The sequence below is a fragment of the Chitinophaga costaii genome (assembly GCF_900094705.1).
In the GTDB taxonomy this organism is placed as follows: domain Bacteria; phylum Bacteroidota; class Bacteroidia; order Chitinophagales; family Chitinophagaceae; genus Chitinophaga; species Chitinophaga costaii.
In genome coordinates, this window is sequence record NZ_FMAR01000022.1 from 14,481 (window position 1) to 29,776 (window position 15,296).

Consider the following 15,296-nt stretch of genomic DNA (forward strand, 5'->3'; position numbering starts at 1 on the left):
TGCGCTGCTAAAAAAGAAAAATTCATGCGGATTGGAATAGTATGTTATCCAACATATGGAGGTAGTGGTGTACTAGCTACAGAATTGGGCAAGGCCCTGGCCGATAAGGGGCACCAGGTGCACTTTATCACTTATCAGCAGCCGGTAAGGCTTAATGCTTTTCATGCCAATATTTATTATCACGAGGTGCAGGTGCCTACCTACCCCCTGTTCGATTTTCCTCCCTACGAATCGGCACTGAGTAGTACCATGGTGGATGTAATCCTGAATAACAACCTGGATCTACTACACGTGCATTATGCCATCCCCCACGCTTCTACGGCCTACCTGGCCAAGCAGATTGTAGCCAAGCAGGGGAAACGTATTCCCTTTATCACTACCCTGCATGGTACCGATATCACCCTGGTGGGTAAAGACAAGACTTATGCCCCGGTGGTTACTTTTTCTATCAATGAAAGCGACGCCATCACGGCGGTGTCTGACAATCTGCGGGACGAAACGTATAAGTTTTTTAATATTGAAAAAGATATTCACGTGATCTACAATTTCGTAGACACCCATCGTTTCCGCCGCCGCGACCTACCACATTTCCGCAACGCTATAGCGCCCAATAATGAAAAAATATTATTGCATGTATCTAACTTCCGTAAGGTAAAACGCGTACCAGATGTGGTGAAAATATTTAAGCAGGTAAGGCAGCAAATGCCCGCCAAGCTGCTACTGGTGGGTGATGGGCCAGACCGTCCGCAGATAGAGAGTATGTGCCGCGATTGGGATTTGTGTGCCGATGTGCGCTTTGTGGGCAAACAGGAACAGTTGGAAGATGTAATGTCTATCAGCGACCTGTTTCTCCTGCCTTCGGAGTACGAAAGTTTTGGTCTTGCCGCGCTGGAAGCCATGGCGGCCCAGGTGCCGGTTATTTCTTCCAATGCAGGCGGACTGCCTGAAGTGAATATAGATGGGCAAACCGGCTACACCAGCCCCGTAGGCGATGTAGACGCCATGGCGGTCAATGTGCTGCGTCTGCTGGGTGATGAGGCTTTACTGGCTCGCCTGCGCGCCGGCGCACTGGCACAGGCAGAACGTTTTCATATCGATCATATCATCCCTCAATACGAAGCCCTGTACGAACGCACATTGGAAAAGTACATGGCTATGAGTGAATAAACGCATCATAAAGTTCATAAAAAAGGTCCCGCGCTGGCGGGACTTTTTTTATGAACACTTGCGTGTAGGATATTTTATTGTTTGGAACTGTTCAGCGTTGCATTGGGCAGCAATGTTTTTGGGTGGATGAACAGGTTGGGATCTACCTTGGTGGTATCGCCCTGATACACCCAGGTAATATGGCTGATGTACTTATTGAAGGCGTTGTTAATATCTTTTACCGTAAGTTTTTTTACGTCTTCATGCAACGTAAGGGCACGGCGCCAGTTATTGTGCAGGATCTCGTTTGTGGCCAGGGACGCGGCTTGTGCGCCATTGGTCTCTTCGCTGTAATAGAAGCGGGTTACGAAAAATGATTTCATGTCTTTCACTTCTTCCTCACTGAAACCAAATTGTTTGGTACTGTCTATCAGGCGTTGGGCCACACTAATGTAGCGGTTGGGGTCTGTGGTAGAAACGGTGATGTTGCCGGAGGCGGTGGCGGTGCCATCGAAGTAGGCGCCTGGTGCATAAGACAGGCCGTTCTTGGTGCGTACATTCAGGAAGTGGCGGTCGTAGAAAATGCGCATGGCTAGCTGGAAGGCGTTAAAGTCTGGCGTACCAGGCAGTGGGGCGCTGGTTACACCTTGAATATAATTAGTAGCGACATCTCTTTTTTCCGACTTAAAAGTATTGGCTTTAGGGGTATACAGCTCCTTCTTCAGCGAGAAGGCTGCACCCTGCGGCACTTTGTCCAACATTGCTTTCAGCTTGGCTTCCAGGTTGGCGCGGTCCACATCGCCCACCACTACAATAAGCATGCGGCTGCGGGTAAGGATGCTGTTGTAGTAAGCCTTGGTTTCGGCATCGGTAAGTGGCGCCACTGTAGCTTCTGTGCCGGCGGGATCTTTGGCGTAGTCTTTACCCGCAAACGCGGTTTTCTTGGCCAATTGCTCAATGGCATAATCTGGTTCGGAGGCTTGTGCTTTCAGGGAATTGATGGCATCCTGGCGGACACGGTCGAACTCCTTTTTATCGAAACGGGGCGTGATGAGGGCGTCTACATACAAGGGCCATACCGTTTCCAGGTCGCTCTTGATACAGTTTAGTCCCAGCGTGGCAAAATTTTGACCTGCAGTGCCACTCACCTGGGCGCTCACCTTATCTAGTTTATTTTTCCAACTGTTTTTATCGTCTTTGGCAGTACCGCATTCGGTGAGGGCAGTAAAGGCCAGGTTTTCAATGCCAGCTTTGTTGGCAGGATAATTTTGTACGCCGCCTTTAATGATGGTTCGTATTTCCACGATGTCGTTATTGCTAGGCTGTACGATCACCTTTACACCATCCACGGTGGTTTCATAGGCCTCTTTTTTCTGGGCTTGCAGCAGCGTGGAAGCGCTTAGCAGCATGGCAAGCAGGAAGGAAAATTTATAGCGTATTTGCATAATATCAGTACTTGAAAAGGTTGATTAATTGTTTTTGAAAAACTCACCTGCTTTGATGCTCTTGTTCATATCGGGGCTTATGATGAGGCCCGCCACTACTGGTTTTCCGATGATGTAAGTATCTACATAACGCTTAATGTCGGCGCGGCTTACTTTTAAACAATTATCCACGTAGTCGTTATAATAATCCAGGGAGGAGCTGCACCAGGAAAAGCTAGCCTGGCTGGGCAAGGAAGATGGCTTTTCGTTAGCGCGGATATTATTGCGGCGCAGCGTTTGTTTGGCGTCTTCCAGTTGTTCGTCGGTGAAATAATCGTCCTGATCCCAGAGGGCCACTTGGCGAAGTACTTCTGCGTGGCACTCCTTCATTTTGGCAGGGTTAGGCATTATGAAAATATTAATGGGTCCTACGTACTTGGCGGTTTGGTAGCTTACCTGCGCCACCGTGGCCAGGCCTTTGTCTACCAGGGCCTGTTGCCATTTGGAGGAGTTCAGGGCCAGGATGGTGGAGAATACATCCGCGGCCACGGTGGCGGCGGAGTCTTTGCGGGTATCTGGACCCTGCCAGTAGTACATGGCAAAGGGCGTTTGTGCGATGGGTGATTCCTTCACGAAATACTCACTGCTGGGCAGCGGTGCAAATTCAGGGATGGGGTATTTTTCAATAGGATCAAAGCCGCTGCTGGCCCAGTCGCCGAAAATCTTTTCGGCGTTGGCGAATGCTTCTTCGTGGTTCACATCGCCGGCAATAGTGAGCAAAGAGTTATTGGGGAAGTAATATTTGTTTTTGATGATCATCATCTTCTCTGGTGTAGCCGTATTAATGATGTGGTGATCGCCAATTGGGTTTTTACGGGTCACCAGGTCTCCCCAAAGTTTTAACTGGCAGGCGTACCAGAGCTGGAAACCTGGATCACTTTCTGCGCGTTGGAACTCGCCGTCTACCACGGGGCGTTCTTTCTGCATATCTTCTGTACGATAGATGGGAAAGCGGATGGCGGCGTTCATAAAACGAAGGCCGGCGTCCAGGCTGTCTTTGTTGAAGGTAAAGAAATAGTTCACCCTTTCTTCGCCGGTGGTGCCGTTCCAGATAGCGCCCAGTTCCTGGGTGCGTTTCAGGAACACTTCCTGGTTGGGGTAGTCGCGGTTGGCCTTGAAAAACATGTGCTCGAAGAGATGGGAAAGTCCGCTATATTCCGGCCCTTCAGTGTAGGCGCCATTCTTCACGGCAATTTCAATGGTGGCTAGTGGTACTTTGGCATTTTCTATGACCAATACTTCCAGGCCATTGGGCAGTTTTTTCCAAAAATAGCCCTTGGGCAAACGGGGCTGGGCAAATAAGCTGGCTGGCATCAGCAGCAACAGCAGAAGCAGGTGTTTTTGTTTCATACGAAAATTTATAGGTTGTTGTTTAGAATGGAACGTTCACTATGGTTGGTGGGCCGCCTGTTGTGGTGTGCACAAAAGGCAATCCTCGCTGTAATTGTACAGTGTGGTTAGTTTTGGTACGATGTGAGGGCACGACGTGGAGCCGTATAATTTTTTCGGATCTGGGACTAATGGAGTGAAGATACAGCAAAAGGAGGGGAATGCCAATGGCAAATGGGAAAAAGTTAATAGCATGGCTGGGGAAATTTCGTGGGTGGCGGTAGCTTTCATGGCTGCTAAGGCCTGGCATGGGTGGTAAAAAGTCATCACCCGGCACAAAAAAACGAGCGGTCGCAATTACACGGCCGCCCGTCGCTGGCAAGCTAAAAGTTTTATAGATATGGTTTTATAAGGCAATTTGTTTTTCCGTCATCATCTTACGGAGGTTAATGAGTCCATATCGCATGCGGCCCAAAGCCGTATTGATGCTCACTTTCGTAAGGTCGGCGATCTCTTTGAAAGAAAGCTCTGCGTAATGCCGCAGGATGATCACTTCTCGCTGCTCTTCGGGTAGCAGGTCCAGCATGCGGCGCACCCGGTCATGACTCTGGCGAATGATCAACTTTTCTTCCGCGCTGCTTTCGCTGAAGCTGAGAACATTAAAAATATCTTTATCGTCGCTGGTACGCACAATGGGCGTGCGTTTTATTTTACGGAAATGATCCACGCACAGGTTGTGCGCAATGCGCATAGCCCATGGGAGAAACTTTCCCTTTTCCGTATACCTTTCGGCGCGGATGGTATCAATAATCTTTATGAAAGTGTCCTGGAAAATATCTTCTGCGAGGAAGGCGTCTTTCACCAGCAAAACGATGGAAGTATACAGTTTGTCCTTATGGCGGTACACCAGTTCTTCCAGGGCTAAGCTGTTCCCTTTTTGGAAAAGAGAAATGAGTTGCTCGTCACTTAGTTTATAAGTTATCTGCATAAACGTCTACTAAATCGTGTATTTTAAATAAATGGAAACGTACCTGTGGACAGGCGCTTCGGTTTAGCGTAGAGGTTTATGCGATACTCATAGATTTAAGTGAAATAATCTGGTGAAAATAGGATCAGGAATAGGGCCGGGCTATCCGGTTATTGCAAATATAATTTAATACTTGACATAAACAAACCACGCCCGGTATTTTATTGTATCACACAAAAGGGTTATCCAAAACGTTGGCAGGTAAGGGTTAGTAGGATAAGATCGATCGCGTTAGATTTTATTTAATATTAATCGAAAAATATATTTGTTTTCTAATGGAAAAACCAAGCCATCCCGCCGGGTTATGCTGGCTAACAAGACTTGTTTAGTTACAACTGAAATAAAGTAGAATGATCGATGAAAAAATATCCGGATTTTGTGGTGAACCAGGTATGTTTAGGGTACTGCATTTCCGGAGCAGGTAGTTAGTTGCGGTGGCTGTGTTTCTTCTAGTGTGCCTGTAACTTGCGCCTGCTTTCGCCCGTTCATAACCGCGCGCTATTGCTTACATTTGTTTTTGTATGCCTACTAAAATTAAACAGCAGGAAGTGCTGCCAGCAGCCACCGCGGAAAGCGCCGCCGACTCCATTTACATCAAGGGAGCGCGGGTGCATAACCTGAAGAATGTGAATGTGTCCATTCCCCGTAATAAATTGATTGTGGTGACAGGAGTGTCTGGTTCGGGCAAGTCCAGCCTCACCATGAACACCCTCTACGCCGAAGGTCAGCGCCGTTATGCAGAAAGCCTGAGTTCCTATGCGCGCCAGTTTCTCATGCGGATGAACAAGCCCGATGTAGACTATATCAAGGGTATTTGCCCGGCCATCGCCATAGAACAGAAAGTGGTGACCCGCACCCCCCGCAGCACTGTAGGTTCTATGACAGAGTTGTATGACTACCTGCGATTGCTCTTTGCCCGCATTGGCAAAACCTACAGCCCCATTTCTGGCCAACTGGTAAAAAAGCATGAAGTGGCCGATGTAGTGGATGCCATTACCAAAATGAAAACCGGCACCAAACTACTGATAGGAGTGCCTTTCCTTCACCATGCCAAACGCGAGGCCAAAGAGGAGTTGAACATCCTTCTGCAAAAAGGTTTTTCGCGCCTGTATGCCCCTGCTAAGGAAGGCCCTGGCCAGCTATTGCGCATAGAAGAATTACTGGAAGCCACGCGCCCTGCCGTACCGGAAGGGGCCTATGTGCTCATAGACCGTATGGTGGTTAAAGACTTTAACGAAGACGACAAACACCGCATTGCAGATAGTATACAAACGGCTTTTTATGAAAGTGAAGGCCATGTGTACCTGGAGCTGGACGGCAAGAAATGGCTGCATTTTTCTAATCGCTTTGAACTGGATGGTATGCAGTTTGAAGAGCCGGTACCCAACTTGTTTTCCTTTAACAACCCTTTCGGTGCCTGTCCCACCTGCGAAGGATTTGGCCAGGTGCTGGGTATAGATGCAGATTTGGTGATGCCCGATAAGCGGCTCAGCGTGTTTGAAAACGCGATTGCGCCCTGGAGAGGGGAGAAGATGGGCGAGTACAAAGAAGCGCTGATCAAAGCATCGCGCAAGTTTAACTTCCCTATTCATAAGCCTATCGCCGAACTGACCGACGAACAATACGACCTGCTATGGACCGGTAATGAACACTTTTATGGGATTAACGAGTTCTTTAAAATGGTGGAGCAAAACCTGTACAAAGTGCAGTACCGCGTACTGCAAAGCCGCTACCGGGGCCGCACGGTATGCCCCACCTGCCACGGCGCCCGCTTGCGCCAGGAGGCACTCTACATCAAAATAAGTGGGAAAAGTATTGCCGACCTGGTAAACATTCCCGTGAGCGATCTGCATACCTGGTTTGATGCCCTGAAGCTAAATGAATACGACCAGCAAGTGGGCAAACGCATTTTGCTGGAAGTGCACCATCGCATTAAAACCCTGCTGGATGTAGGCCTGGGTTATCTTACCCTGAACCGGTTGGCCAATACCCTCTCTGGCGGCGAAAGCCAACGCATACAGCTGACCCGTTCCCTGGGTAGCAACCTTACCAATTCGCTCTACATCCTCGACGAGCCCAGCATAGGTCTGCACGCCCGCGATACTGCCCGTCTTATACACGTGCTGAAGGAACTGCGTGACCTGGGCAATACCGTGGTGGTGGTGGAACACGACGACCTCATGATGCAGGAAGCAGATTACATTATCGACATGGGGCCCCTGGCCAGTCACCTGGGCGGTGAAGTAATTTTTGCAGGCAATTACCAGCAAATATTAAAAGATAAAAAAAGTCTTACTGGCAAATATTTGAGTGGCCAGTTAAGCATTGATCCGCCGCAGCACCTGCGTAAATGGAAGCGCTCTATCACCATAGAGGGTGCCCGGCAGCATAACCTTAAGAACATAACAGCACAGTTTCCACTGGGTGTATTCACCGTAGTAAGCGGCGTAAGCGGATCGGGGAAAACTACGCTGGTAAAGCAAATCCTTTATCCTGCCCTGATGAAACTCAAAGGGGAATTCACCGATCGGGTAGGCCGGTACAAAGCCCTCACCGGCGACCTGGATAGCATTACCTCCGTGGAGATGGTAGATCAGAATCCTATCGGCAAATCATCGCGCTCTAACCCGGTGACCTATATCAAGGCTTACGATGAGATCCGCGACCTGTACGCCCGTCAGCCTATGAGTAAAATGCGCGGCTTCCAGCCCAAACATTTCTCCTTCAATGTAGACGGTGGCCGCTGCGATACCTGCAAAGGGGAAGGCGAAGTAATTGTGGAAATGCAATTCCTGGCCGACGTGCATCTTACCTGCGAAAGCTGCGGGGGCAAGCGTTTCAAGGAGGAAGTATTGGAAGTCACTTACAAAGGCAAAAATATTTATGATGTGCTGGACATGGGGGTGGATGATGCCATCGATTTTTTCAAAGATGAAAAAGATGTGGTCAATAAAATACGGCCCCTGAGCGACGTAGGCCTGGGCTATGTGAAGCTGGGTCAAAGCTCCGATACCCTCAGCGGCGGTGAGGCGCAGCGCGTGAAGCTGGCCTCCTTCCTGGGCAAAGGCCGGGCGCAGGGCAGCATCCTGTTCATTTTTGATGAGCCCACTACGGGCCTTCATTTTCACGACATCAAAAAATTGCTGGCCTCCTTCAATGCACTCATTGAACAAGGTCATTCCATCCTGGTGATAGAGCATAACCTCGACGTGATCCGCAGTGCCGACTGGGTGCTGGACCTTGGCCCGGAAGGCGGCGAAGGCGGCGGCAACCTGCTGTACGCCGGCGTGCCGGAGGGGTTGAAGAAAGTGAAGGAAAGTTATACGGGGAAATATTTGTAGCCACTTGCTGCATCATGTAAAAGACTGCCGATGAAGGGCAGTCTTTTTTTTTGAAAAGCGATCACCCTGTATAATGATCGCTGCTCATGATGCGGAACGGAATATTAGTTGCATTAATTACAGCCGCAACCTTGCCAGATTATAGCAATCCATATAACCTTATTAATGCAGCTTATGCCTTCCTTTTTTCGTAACTTTATAGCAAATGTCACAGTCAATCATTCAAGGCGTAGATAGCAAGCGGAGCTTCGGAATGGATTCTTTTGAATTATCCATCCTCGAAACGGTGGAGCGTGCTACCATTCAGCAAACCTTTTCAGAACCTATTTTTTACAATCTACTGAAGGGCAAGAAAATAATGCGGTTGGGCAATGATCAACCTTTTGAGTACCTGCCTGGCAATACCATGATCGTGCCGCCACAGTTGGAAATGGAAGTGAATTTTCCGGATGCTACCTTGAAAAATCCTACCCAGTGTCTTTCCCTCACCATAGACCGTGAAAAAATTGCGGAATCCCTGAACCTCCTCAATGAAAGGCATCCCCGCTTAGATGGCAAGCCCTGGCATTTGTCTATGAAAAATTACAGCTTACTGTTTAATGAAGATATCAGCCAGCTTATTTTCAAGCTCTATCACCTGGCACCGCAACATACACAGGAAGCCAGGATTATTGCAGAACTTACCCTAACTGAACTGCTGGTATTATTATTCCAAAATCAGAACCTTTCTGATGAATCGTTTAGCGAAATGGACAATACCGGAACCTTGGCGCAGGTAATTCATTACATCCGGGAAAACCTGGATAGTTCGCTTACCATAGACTCTCTTTCACAGCAGGCTTCCATGAGCAATACCTCTCTTTTCAGGGCGTTTAAAAGAGAGTTAAATATATCCCCCATCGACTTTATCAATAAGGCTCGCGTAGAGAAAGCAAAAAAAATTATCCGGAATAATCCGGATGTACGCATGGCGGAGATAGGGTATGCTGTAGGGTTTAGCAATCCAAACTATTTTACCAGGATATTTAAGCAGTATGCCAACCTATCGCCCACCGCATACAAAAAGGAAAATACAAAGGCATCGTAGTCTGCTACAAAGCAAATTGAAAATGGCCCAATGCCTTCCAATAAAAAAAGGGACTATCATGGATAGCCCCTTTTCCGTTCATAAAGCATGATGTCCGAATTACTTAAATGCAGCCTTTAAAGCCTCTGCCGCCTTAGCGGGATCGCTGGCTCCGTATATGGCGCTACCAGCTACGGCTACTACCGCGCCGGCTTCCAATACTGCTTTAATGCTATCCGCATTTACGCCGCCTGCAATAGAAAACGGAACGCCTGCTTCCTTGCCTTCGTTAATAAGTTTCTGGATAGAATACCCGGGCAAAGCTTGTTCGTCCAGTCCGGCGTGCAATTCTACAAAAGCAACGCCAAAGGCAGTTACTTCCCTGGCTCTTTTCACGCGGTCTTTTACACCGATTGTATCTACCACTACCTGTTTGCCATATTTCTTCGCAGCTTCCACGGCACCCTTCACCGTGGCATCATCTACCGTTCCCATTACTGTTACCAGGTCTGCGCCGGCTTTAAAAGCCATTTCCGCTTCTAGTGCGCCGGTGTCGGCGGTTTTCATATCTGCAAATACCAGTTTATCGGGATGGGCTTGTTTCATGGCAGTTACCACCTTCAAACCTTCTTGTTTAATCAAAGGTGTACCCAGTTCTATGATATCTACATAGGGTGCTACTTTTGCTGCCAGTTCCAGCGCTGCTTCCGTAGAAAGCAGGTCAATTGCTACTTGTAATTTTGCCATTTTTATGTGTATTAAAAATTGATGTAAAAAAAATTATTCAAGGTTGGCATGTCTTGGCCAAAGATCTTCTTTTGTCTTACCGGAATGTTGCCATAAGGTCATAAATACCGCATCCAGCAGCAGCAGTACGAACTGCTCATATAAGCTGCCGGCATATTGCTTTGAAACAGTATCTGAAAAATCTGTTTTACCCGCTGCAGGAATGTGCAGTATTAAATCGGCAGATTTTGACAACGCACTTTCGGGGGCTGTTGTGATGGCTATTACCTTTGCTTTATTTTGTTGTGCCTTTTGCGCTGGGATCAGTACGGTGGCGGTGGTGCCGGAGCCGGAGGCGGCTATCAAAATATCTCCTTCCAGAATGGCCGGAGTTACCACTTCTCCTACTACATATACCTGGTAGCCCAGGTGCATAAACCGCATGGCGGCCATTTTCAGGGCAAGGCCACTGCGGCCTGTACCCATAAAAAATATGCGCTTAGCCTGCTGAATATAGTCTATGCATTTTTGGAGCTGGGAAATGTCAATATGTGTTGCCAAAGCCTGTTGTTCCGTGATAATTGTTTGCAGGTTGCTGATGGTAGCTGGTCCGTAATTCATATGCCGTTATTGAATAAGTAAAAGTATTTTTACTTAGCCGGTTATAACAACACAATCCTTTCAATATGTAGCAGGATAATGCCAGGGGAAACAATAAAGTTTACACCTGTCATGAAGGCGAACGAAAACTAGACTTGTACTGGTTGCTTCTTTCAGCGCACGGGCATGTTATAGGTATAGAAAACAGGCCTTACTTATATAAATATTTATTATATATTGTGGCTCTAAATATTCCATTAACCTATGAAAAAGTTTCTCCAAATCGTTAGCCTGCCCATGGCCCTTTCCTGTTGTATTGCTGCAATCCAGAAAAGGATGATGTGCCTGATCCGGTAGACCCGGTGACGACCCTCTACCCGGATACGGTGAGTGGCCAGTATTTCCGATTTACACTAAAAGACTCTACGGTAATCTATCGCCAGCCCGGCCCCGATTCCCTGGCCTTCAGCCTAACTAATATTGGTTATGTATTCATGGCTACTTCCAAAGGTCTGCGGCCCTATTATGGTATCTGGTTGAATATGGGCCCGGTACAAGCAGATACGACGGGTGCCTTTCCGGGACATGTTGAGGTTTCACTCAATAATGGAACGCCCACATATCCTAGCTACAGCAACAGCCTGGTTTTTTTCATTACCAAATCCCGCCATGATACGCTGGAAGGGTATATGCAAGGCATGCTCCTCCAAAATAACACCCAGGACTCTTTTGCCTACAAAGCAGATTTTCGCATGTTCCACGTGCATTAAAGGTTGTGCAGGATGACATAAAAAAAGAGATTGCCTCATTTTGTTTAGGAGGCAACCTCTTTTTTTTTAAAGGCTTGTCTGATCGGTTTTATAAGAAAAATGTAAACAAGTTAACGCTGCATGATTTTATTATCGGAAAAATAATATCAACAAAAAACAGGTGAATTATCCAATGGTAGAACATAATGAAAAACAATTGAAATGTCAATGAATAGTAGCTCGTGCTTTTACTACTAATGGTTGTAGTAGCAAGCCATCCATTGCCTCGGACCGATTACCTGGAAAGTTAAAAATATCGTCAATGGTGTACGCGATGATGGTGGTGGAATTATCATTTTCCGTATAAAGCGTAAATGACAAATTTAATGGAGAAGATACTGGTTATTTTATTGTTCTGGAGCTGCTTGGGATTGTGGATGTTTTTAAATAACCAGTATAGATGGCATCCAGGAATTACTGTATTTTATAGGGCTTTTAATGATCAAAAGGGTGATACTGGTACATTCCGAATGAAATACTTTATACAGCACTCATCGTAGATTAAAATATCGAACTTTGGGTAAATAGTAAAAATATTCCAGGCAAAAAAAAGTGGCCCGCTTCAAAAAGGCCACTTTTTTTTCTCTTACCTGTTGCATATCACCGCAACCGGTCCAGTGATTTAATTAATTTCTCATCCTTATAAATACCCCGTGCGGCCAGGTACAGCAGCACAATGATCACAATAGGCAGGAAGGCAGCGGGTAGGTAACTGGCTGTTACCACTGGTGTATTCAGGGCCTGGAAGTGGGTGGCATATTCGCCCACCTTCACATATTGTAACACGGTAGCTCCGATGGCCAGCACCAGGTCTAGCACCGTGAGGCGGAATTGCAGTTTGCGGTTCTTGTACAGGAAAATGCAGATGGCTGCCAGGGCCACGATCACCATGTACACTATGAAAACGAGATAGCTTTGGGGCGCGCGGAACTCGGCAAGCTGTCCGTTAGTGAGGGTGGCATGCCATAGTGGAAAATACCAGGTGGCAGCGCCGGCTGCGGCGGCCAGTAATAAGTAGAGCGATTGTATCCGTTGAATCATGCGGTAAAAATAAGGAAAAGTATTAAGTAGCATTCAGGCCCATGTATATTTCCGGTGCGCTTTAACGAACTGCTTTTTTTTCCTTTTGGGCCACCGTCAAAAAAAGGATGGCCAAGGCAATGGTAGGGTTGGCCATTAAAGCGTTGACATCCGGCGAGCCGATGGCTAACTGGCAGGTAACCCGGACGGGCGGTTAATCCCCCGTTATCCCAGGGGCAGGGTCCTCGCCAATACCACGTTTTTCCCACTACATAATACCCGTCTACTGGTTACATCTTCGTATATTGCACCCCCATAACTAAGCATCCCATCATGGCGAAGAAATTGAACAAGCAGGACGCGCTGGACTACCATTCCCAGGGCCGTCCGGGAAAGATTGAGGTGATACCGACGAAGAACAGCAAAACCCAGTGGGACCTGTCCCTGGCCTACTCCCCCGGCGTGGCGGAGCCTTGTAAAGAAATAGCCCAAGACGTAGAAAACGTTTATAAATATACCGCCAAAGGCAACCTGGTGGCCGTGATCAGCAATGGTACCGCTGTGCTGGGTCTTGGTAATATAGGCCCCGAAGCCAGCAAGCCCGTGATGGAAGGGAAGGGCGTACTATTCAAAATTTTTGCAGACATCGACGTATTTGACATAGAACTGAATACCACCAATGTCGACGAGTTTGTGAACGTGGTAAAGGCCCTGGAACCTACCTTCGGCGGCATTAACCTGGAAGACATCAAAAGCCCGGAGTGTTTTGCCATTGAAGAACGGCTGCGCCAGGAGTTGAAGATACCCATCATGCACGATGACCAGCATGGTACGGCCATTATCTCGGCTGCCGCCCTGCTGAATGCTTTGGAAGTGGTGAAAAAGAAAATAGACAAGGTAAAGATCGTTATAAACGGTGCCGGAGCTGCCGCCATGGCTTGTGTACGCCTTTACGTATCGCTGGGTGCCAAGCCGGAAAATTTCATCATGTTCGATAAAGATGGGGTACTCAATACCAGCCGCACCGATCTGGACGACGCTAAGAAAATATTTGCCACCCGCTCTAAAGTAACCCGGCTGGAAGAGGCCCTGAAAGGTGCCGACGTTTTTGTAGGCCTTTCCGTAGGCAATGTGGTAACGGCGGAAATGATCCGCAGCATGGGCAAATTTCCCATCGTGTTTGCCATGGCCAATCCCGATCCGGAAATTACTTATGAGGTAGCCATCGCCGCCCGCCCGGATATTGTAATGGCCACCGGCCGTACAGATTATCCTAACCAGGTAAACAATGTGCTAGGCTTCCCTTACATTTTCCGCGGTGCCCTGGACGTGCGCGCCACCCAGATCAATGAAGCCATGAAACTGGCCGCCGTACGGGCCCTGGCAGACCTGGCTAAAACAGCCGTTCCCGATATTGTGAACATGGCCTATAACGAGCGTAATATTGTATTTGGTCCTACCTACATTATTCCCAAACCGCTGGATCCCCGCCTGCTGTCTACGGTAGCGCCCGCCGTGGCCAAAGCAGCCATGGATAGCGGCGTAGCACAGGCACCCATTACCGATTGGGAAGCGTATAAAGAAACCTTGAATAACCGCCTGGGACTCGATAATCACCTCTTCCGCGTAATTGGTTCCAAAGCTCGCAAAGACCCCCGCAAGGTAGTATTTGCGGAGGCAGACAATATCAAGATCCTCAAAGCTGCACAGGTGGTCAATGATGAAGGCATTGCCCATCCCATTTTGCTTGGTAATGAAAACAAGATCCGTGGTCTGATGGCCGAACACGGTATCGAGATAGATGATGTGGTGATCATAGATCCCAAGAGTGATGAAATGCATGACAAGCGTCATCATTTCGGCGAATTATTTTACCAGAAGCGCCAGCGCAAAGGCTTTAATCGCTATGAAGCCAAGAAGATCATGCGCGAGCGCAACTACTTTGGTTGTATGATGGTGGAAACCGGAGAAGCAGACGCCCTAATCTCCGGTCTTACCCGCAAGTATCCTGATACCATCCGCCCTGCCCTGCAGGTGATCGGCATGTCTGAAGGCGCCCACCGCGTGGCGGGTATGTACATCGTAACCACCAAACGCGGCCCGCTATTCCTGGCGGATACTACGGTAAATTTTAACCCCACCGCAGAAGAACTGGCAGACATTACGCTGATGGTGGCCGAAGAAGTAAAGCAATTCAACGTTACGCCGCGTATAGCCATGGTGTCTTATTCCAACTTTGGCAGCAGCCAAACGCCCGAAGCCCAGTTGGTGAGCAAAGCACGTGAACTGGTAAAGCAAAAAGACCCCACCCTGGTGTGCGATGGTGAAGTGCAGGCAGCAATTGCATTCAACAAAGAAATTCTGCAAGACAACTACCCCTTCAGCGAGTTAATTGAAGGGGAAGTAAATACCCTCATTTTCCCGAACCTTTCTGCCGGCAATATTGCCTACAACCTGCTCAAAGAAGTAGCAGGCTTCGACTCCATTGGTCCTATCTTGCTGGGCATGAAAAAACCAGTACACATCTTGCAACTGGGCAGCACCGTACGTGAAATCGTAAACATGGTCCTCATTGCCGTAGTAGACGCCCAAACCAAATGCTGCGACGAGCCCGCCGCAACACCTTCAGGCAAAAAAAGAAAAAAATGATTAAATAATTCATAATTCATAATTCATAATTCATAATTCATAATTCATAATTCATAATTCATAATTCATAATTCATAATTCATAATTCATAATTCATAA

Annotated in this window: 11 protein-coding genes; 5 read left to right on the forward strand and 6 right to left on the reverse strand. The window is 47.8% G+C overall.

The window, feature by feature from the left end:
* Positions 1-24: 24 nt before the first annotated feature.
* Entirely contained in the window at positions 25-1,167 is a 1,143-nt protein-coding gene (bshA, locus tag GA0116948_RS19915; RefSeq protein ID WP_089715512.1) for an N-acetyl-alpha-D-glucosaminyl L-malate synthase BshA, read from the forward strand.
* Positions 1,168-1,241: 74 nt separating this feature from the next.
* Here bshA and GA0116948_RS19920 read toward each other — a convergent pair whose 3' ends face one another.
* The 3 genes from GA0116948_RS19920 to GA0116948_RS19930 form a co-directional block, all read right to left on the reverse strand.
* Positions 1,242-2,591, reverse strand: a complete 1,350-nt coding sequence (locus tag GA0116948_RS19920; RefSeq protein ID WP_089715513.1) for a M16 family metallopeptidase — start codon at positions 2,589-2,591, stop codon at positions 1,242-1,244.
* A gap of 24 nt (positions 2,592-2,615) precedes the next feature.
* Positions 2,616-3,980, reverse strand: coding sequence for a M16 family metallopeptidase (locus GA0116948_RS19925; protein ID WP_089715515.1), 1,365 nt, complete (start codon positions 3,978-3,980; stop codon positions 2,616-2,618).
* A 385-nt stretch (positions 3,981-4,365) separates the two neighbouring features.
* Complete coding sequence (locus tag GA0116948_RS19930; protein WP_089715517.1) at positions 4,366-4,947, reverse strand: sigma-70 family RNA polymerase sigma factor; 582 nt, start codon at positions 4,945-4,947, stop codon at positions 4,366-4,368.
* A 560-nt stretch (positions 4,948-5,507) separates the two neighbouring features.
* On the opposite strand from GA0116948_RS19930, the gene uvrA reads away from it, so the two are divergent.
* Positions 5,508-8,327, forward strand: coding sequence for an excinuclease ABC subunit UvrA (uvrA, locus tag GA0116948_RS19935; RefSeq protein WP_089715519.1), 2,820 nt, complete (start codon positions 5,508-5,510; stop codon positions 8,325-8,327).
* 205 nt (positions 8,328-8,532) lie between these two features.
* A complete protein-coding gene (locus GA0116948_RS19940) occupies positions 8,533-9,414 on the forward strand; it encodes an AraC family transcriptional regulator (RefSeq protein WP_089715520.1) in 882 nt (293 codons plus the stop codon).
* 99 nt (positions 9,415-9,513) lie between these two features.
* Here the strand turns inward: GA0116948_RS19940 and hxlA are convergent, their stop codons facing one another.
* Complete coding sequence (gene hxlA / locus GA0116948_RS19945; protein WP_089715522.1) at positions 9,514-10,140, reverse strand: 3-hexulose-6-phosphate synthase; 627 nt, start codon at positions 10,138-10,140, stop codon at positions 9,514-9,516.
* Positions 10,141-10,173: 33 nt separating this feature from the next.
* Positions 10,174-10,740 (reverse strand): 6-phospho-3-hexuloisomerase, encoded by a 567-nt coding sequence (gene hxlB / locus GA0116948_RS19950; RefSeq protein WP_089715524.1) that lies wholly within the window; start codon positions 10,738-10,740, stop codon positions 10,174-10,176.
* Between the two features lie 320 nt (positions 10,741-11,060).
* Between hxlB and GA0116948_RS19955 the strand changes: the two genes are divergently transcribed.
* On the forward strand, positions 11,061-11,489 hold the full coding sequence (locus GA0116948_RS19955; protein ID WP_123891811.1) for a hypothetical protein: 429 nt from the start codon (positions 11,061-11,063) through the stop codon (positions 11,487-11,489).
* Between the two features lie 639 nt (positions 11,490-12,128).
* On the opposite strand, the gene GA0116948_RS19960 is transcribed toward GA0116948_RS19955, so the two are convergent.
* Positions 12,129-12,569, reverse strand: a complete 441-nt coding sequence (locus tag GA0116948_RS19960; protein ID WP_165798479.1) for a DUF4293 domain-containing protein — start codon at positions 12,567-12,569, stop codon at positions 12,129-12,131.
* Between the two features lie 312 nt (positions 12,570-12,881).
* On the opposite strand from GA0116948_RS19960, the gene GA0116948_RS19965 reads away from it, so the two are divergent.
* Positions 12,882-15,197: an NADP-dependent malic enzyme gene (locus tag GA0116948_RS19965; RefSeq protein ID WP_089715530.1), complete on the forward strand. Its 2,316-nt coding sequence runs from the start codon at positions 12,882-12,884 to the stop codon at positions 15,195-15,197.
* The last annotated feature ends 99 nt before the right edge of the window (positions 15,198-15,296 follow it).

Coding starts and splice junctions, on each gene's coding strand:
- GA0116948_RS19965 (WP_089715530.1), top strand. CDS start 12,882: ATGGCGAAGAAATTGAACAAGCAGGACGCGCTGGACTACCATTCCCAG.
- GA0116948_RS19930 (WP_089715517.1), bottom strand. CDS start 4,947: ATGCAGATAACTTATAAACTAAGTGACGAGCAACTCATTTCTCTTTTC.
- GA0116948_RS19925 (WP_089715515.1), bottom strand. CDS start 3,980: ATGAAACAAAAACACCTGCTTCTGCTGTTGCTGCTGATGCCAGCCAGC.
- hxlA (WP_089715522.1), bottom strand. CDS start 10,140: ATGGCAAAATTACAAGTAGCAATTGACCTGCTTTCTACGGAAGCAGCG.
- uvrA (WP_089715519.1), top strand. CDS start 5,508: ATGCCTACTAAAATTAAACAGCAGGAAGTGCTGCCAGCAGCCACCGCG.
- bshA (WP_089715512.1), top strand. CDS start 25: ATGCGGATTGGAATAGTATGTTATCCAACATATGGAGGTAGTGGTGTA.
- GA0116948_RS19940 (WP_089715520.1), top strand. CDS start 8,533: ATGTCACAGTCAATCATTCAAGGCGTAGATAGCAAGCGGAGCTTCGGA.
- GA0116948_RS19920 (WP_089715513.1), bottom strand. CDS start 2,591: ATGCAAATACGCTATAAATTTTCCTTCCTGCTTGCCATGCTGCTAAGC.
- hxlB (WP_089715524.1), bottom strand. CDS start 10,740: ATGAATTACGGACCAGCTACCATCAGCAACCTGCAAACAATTATCACG.
- GA0116948_RS19960 (WP_165798479.1), bottom strand. CDS start 12,569: ATGATTCAACGGATACAATCGCTCTACTTATTACTGGCCGCCGCAGCC.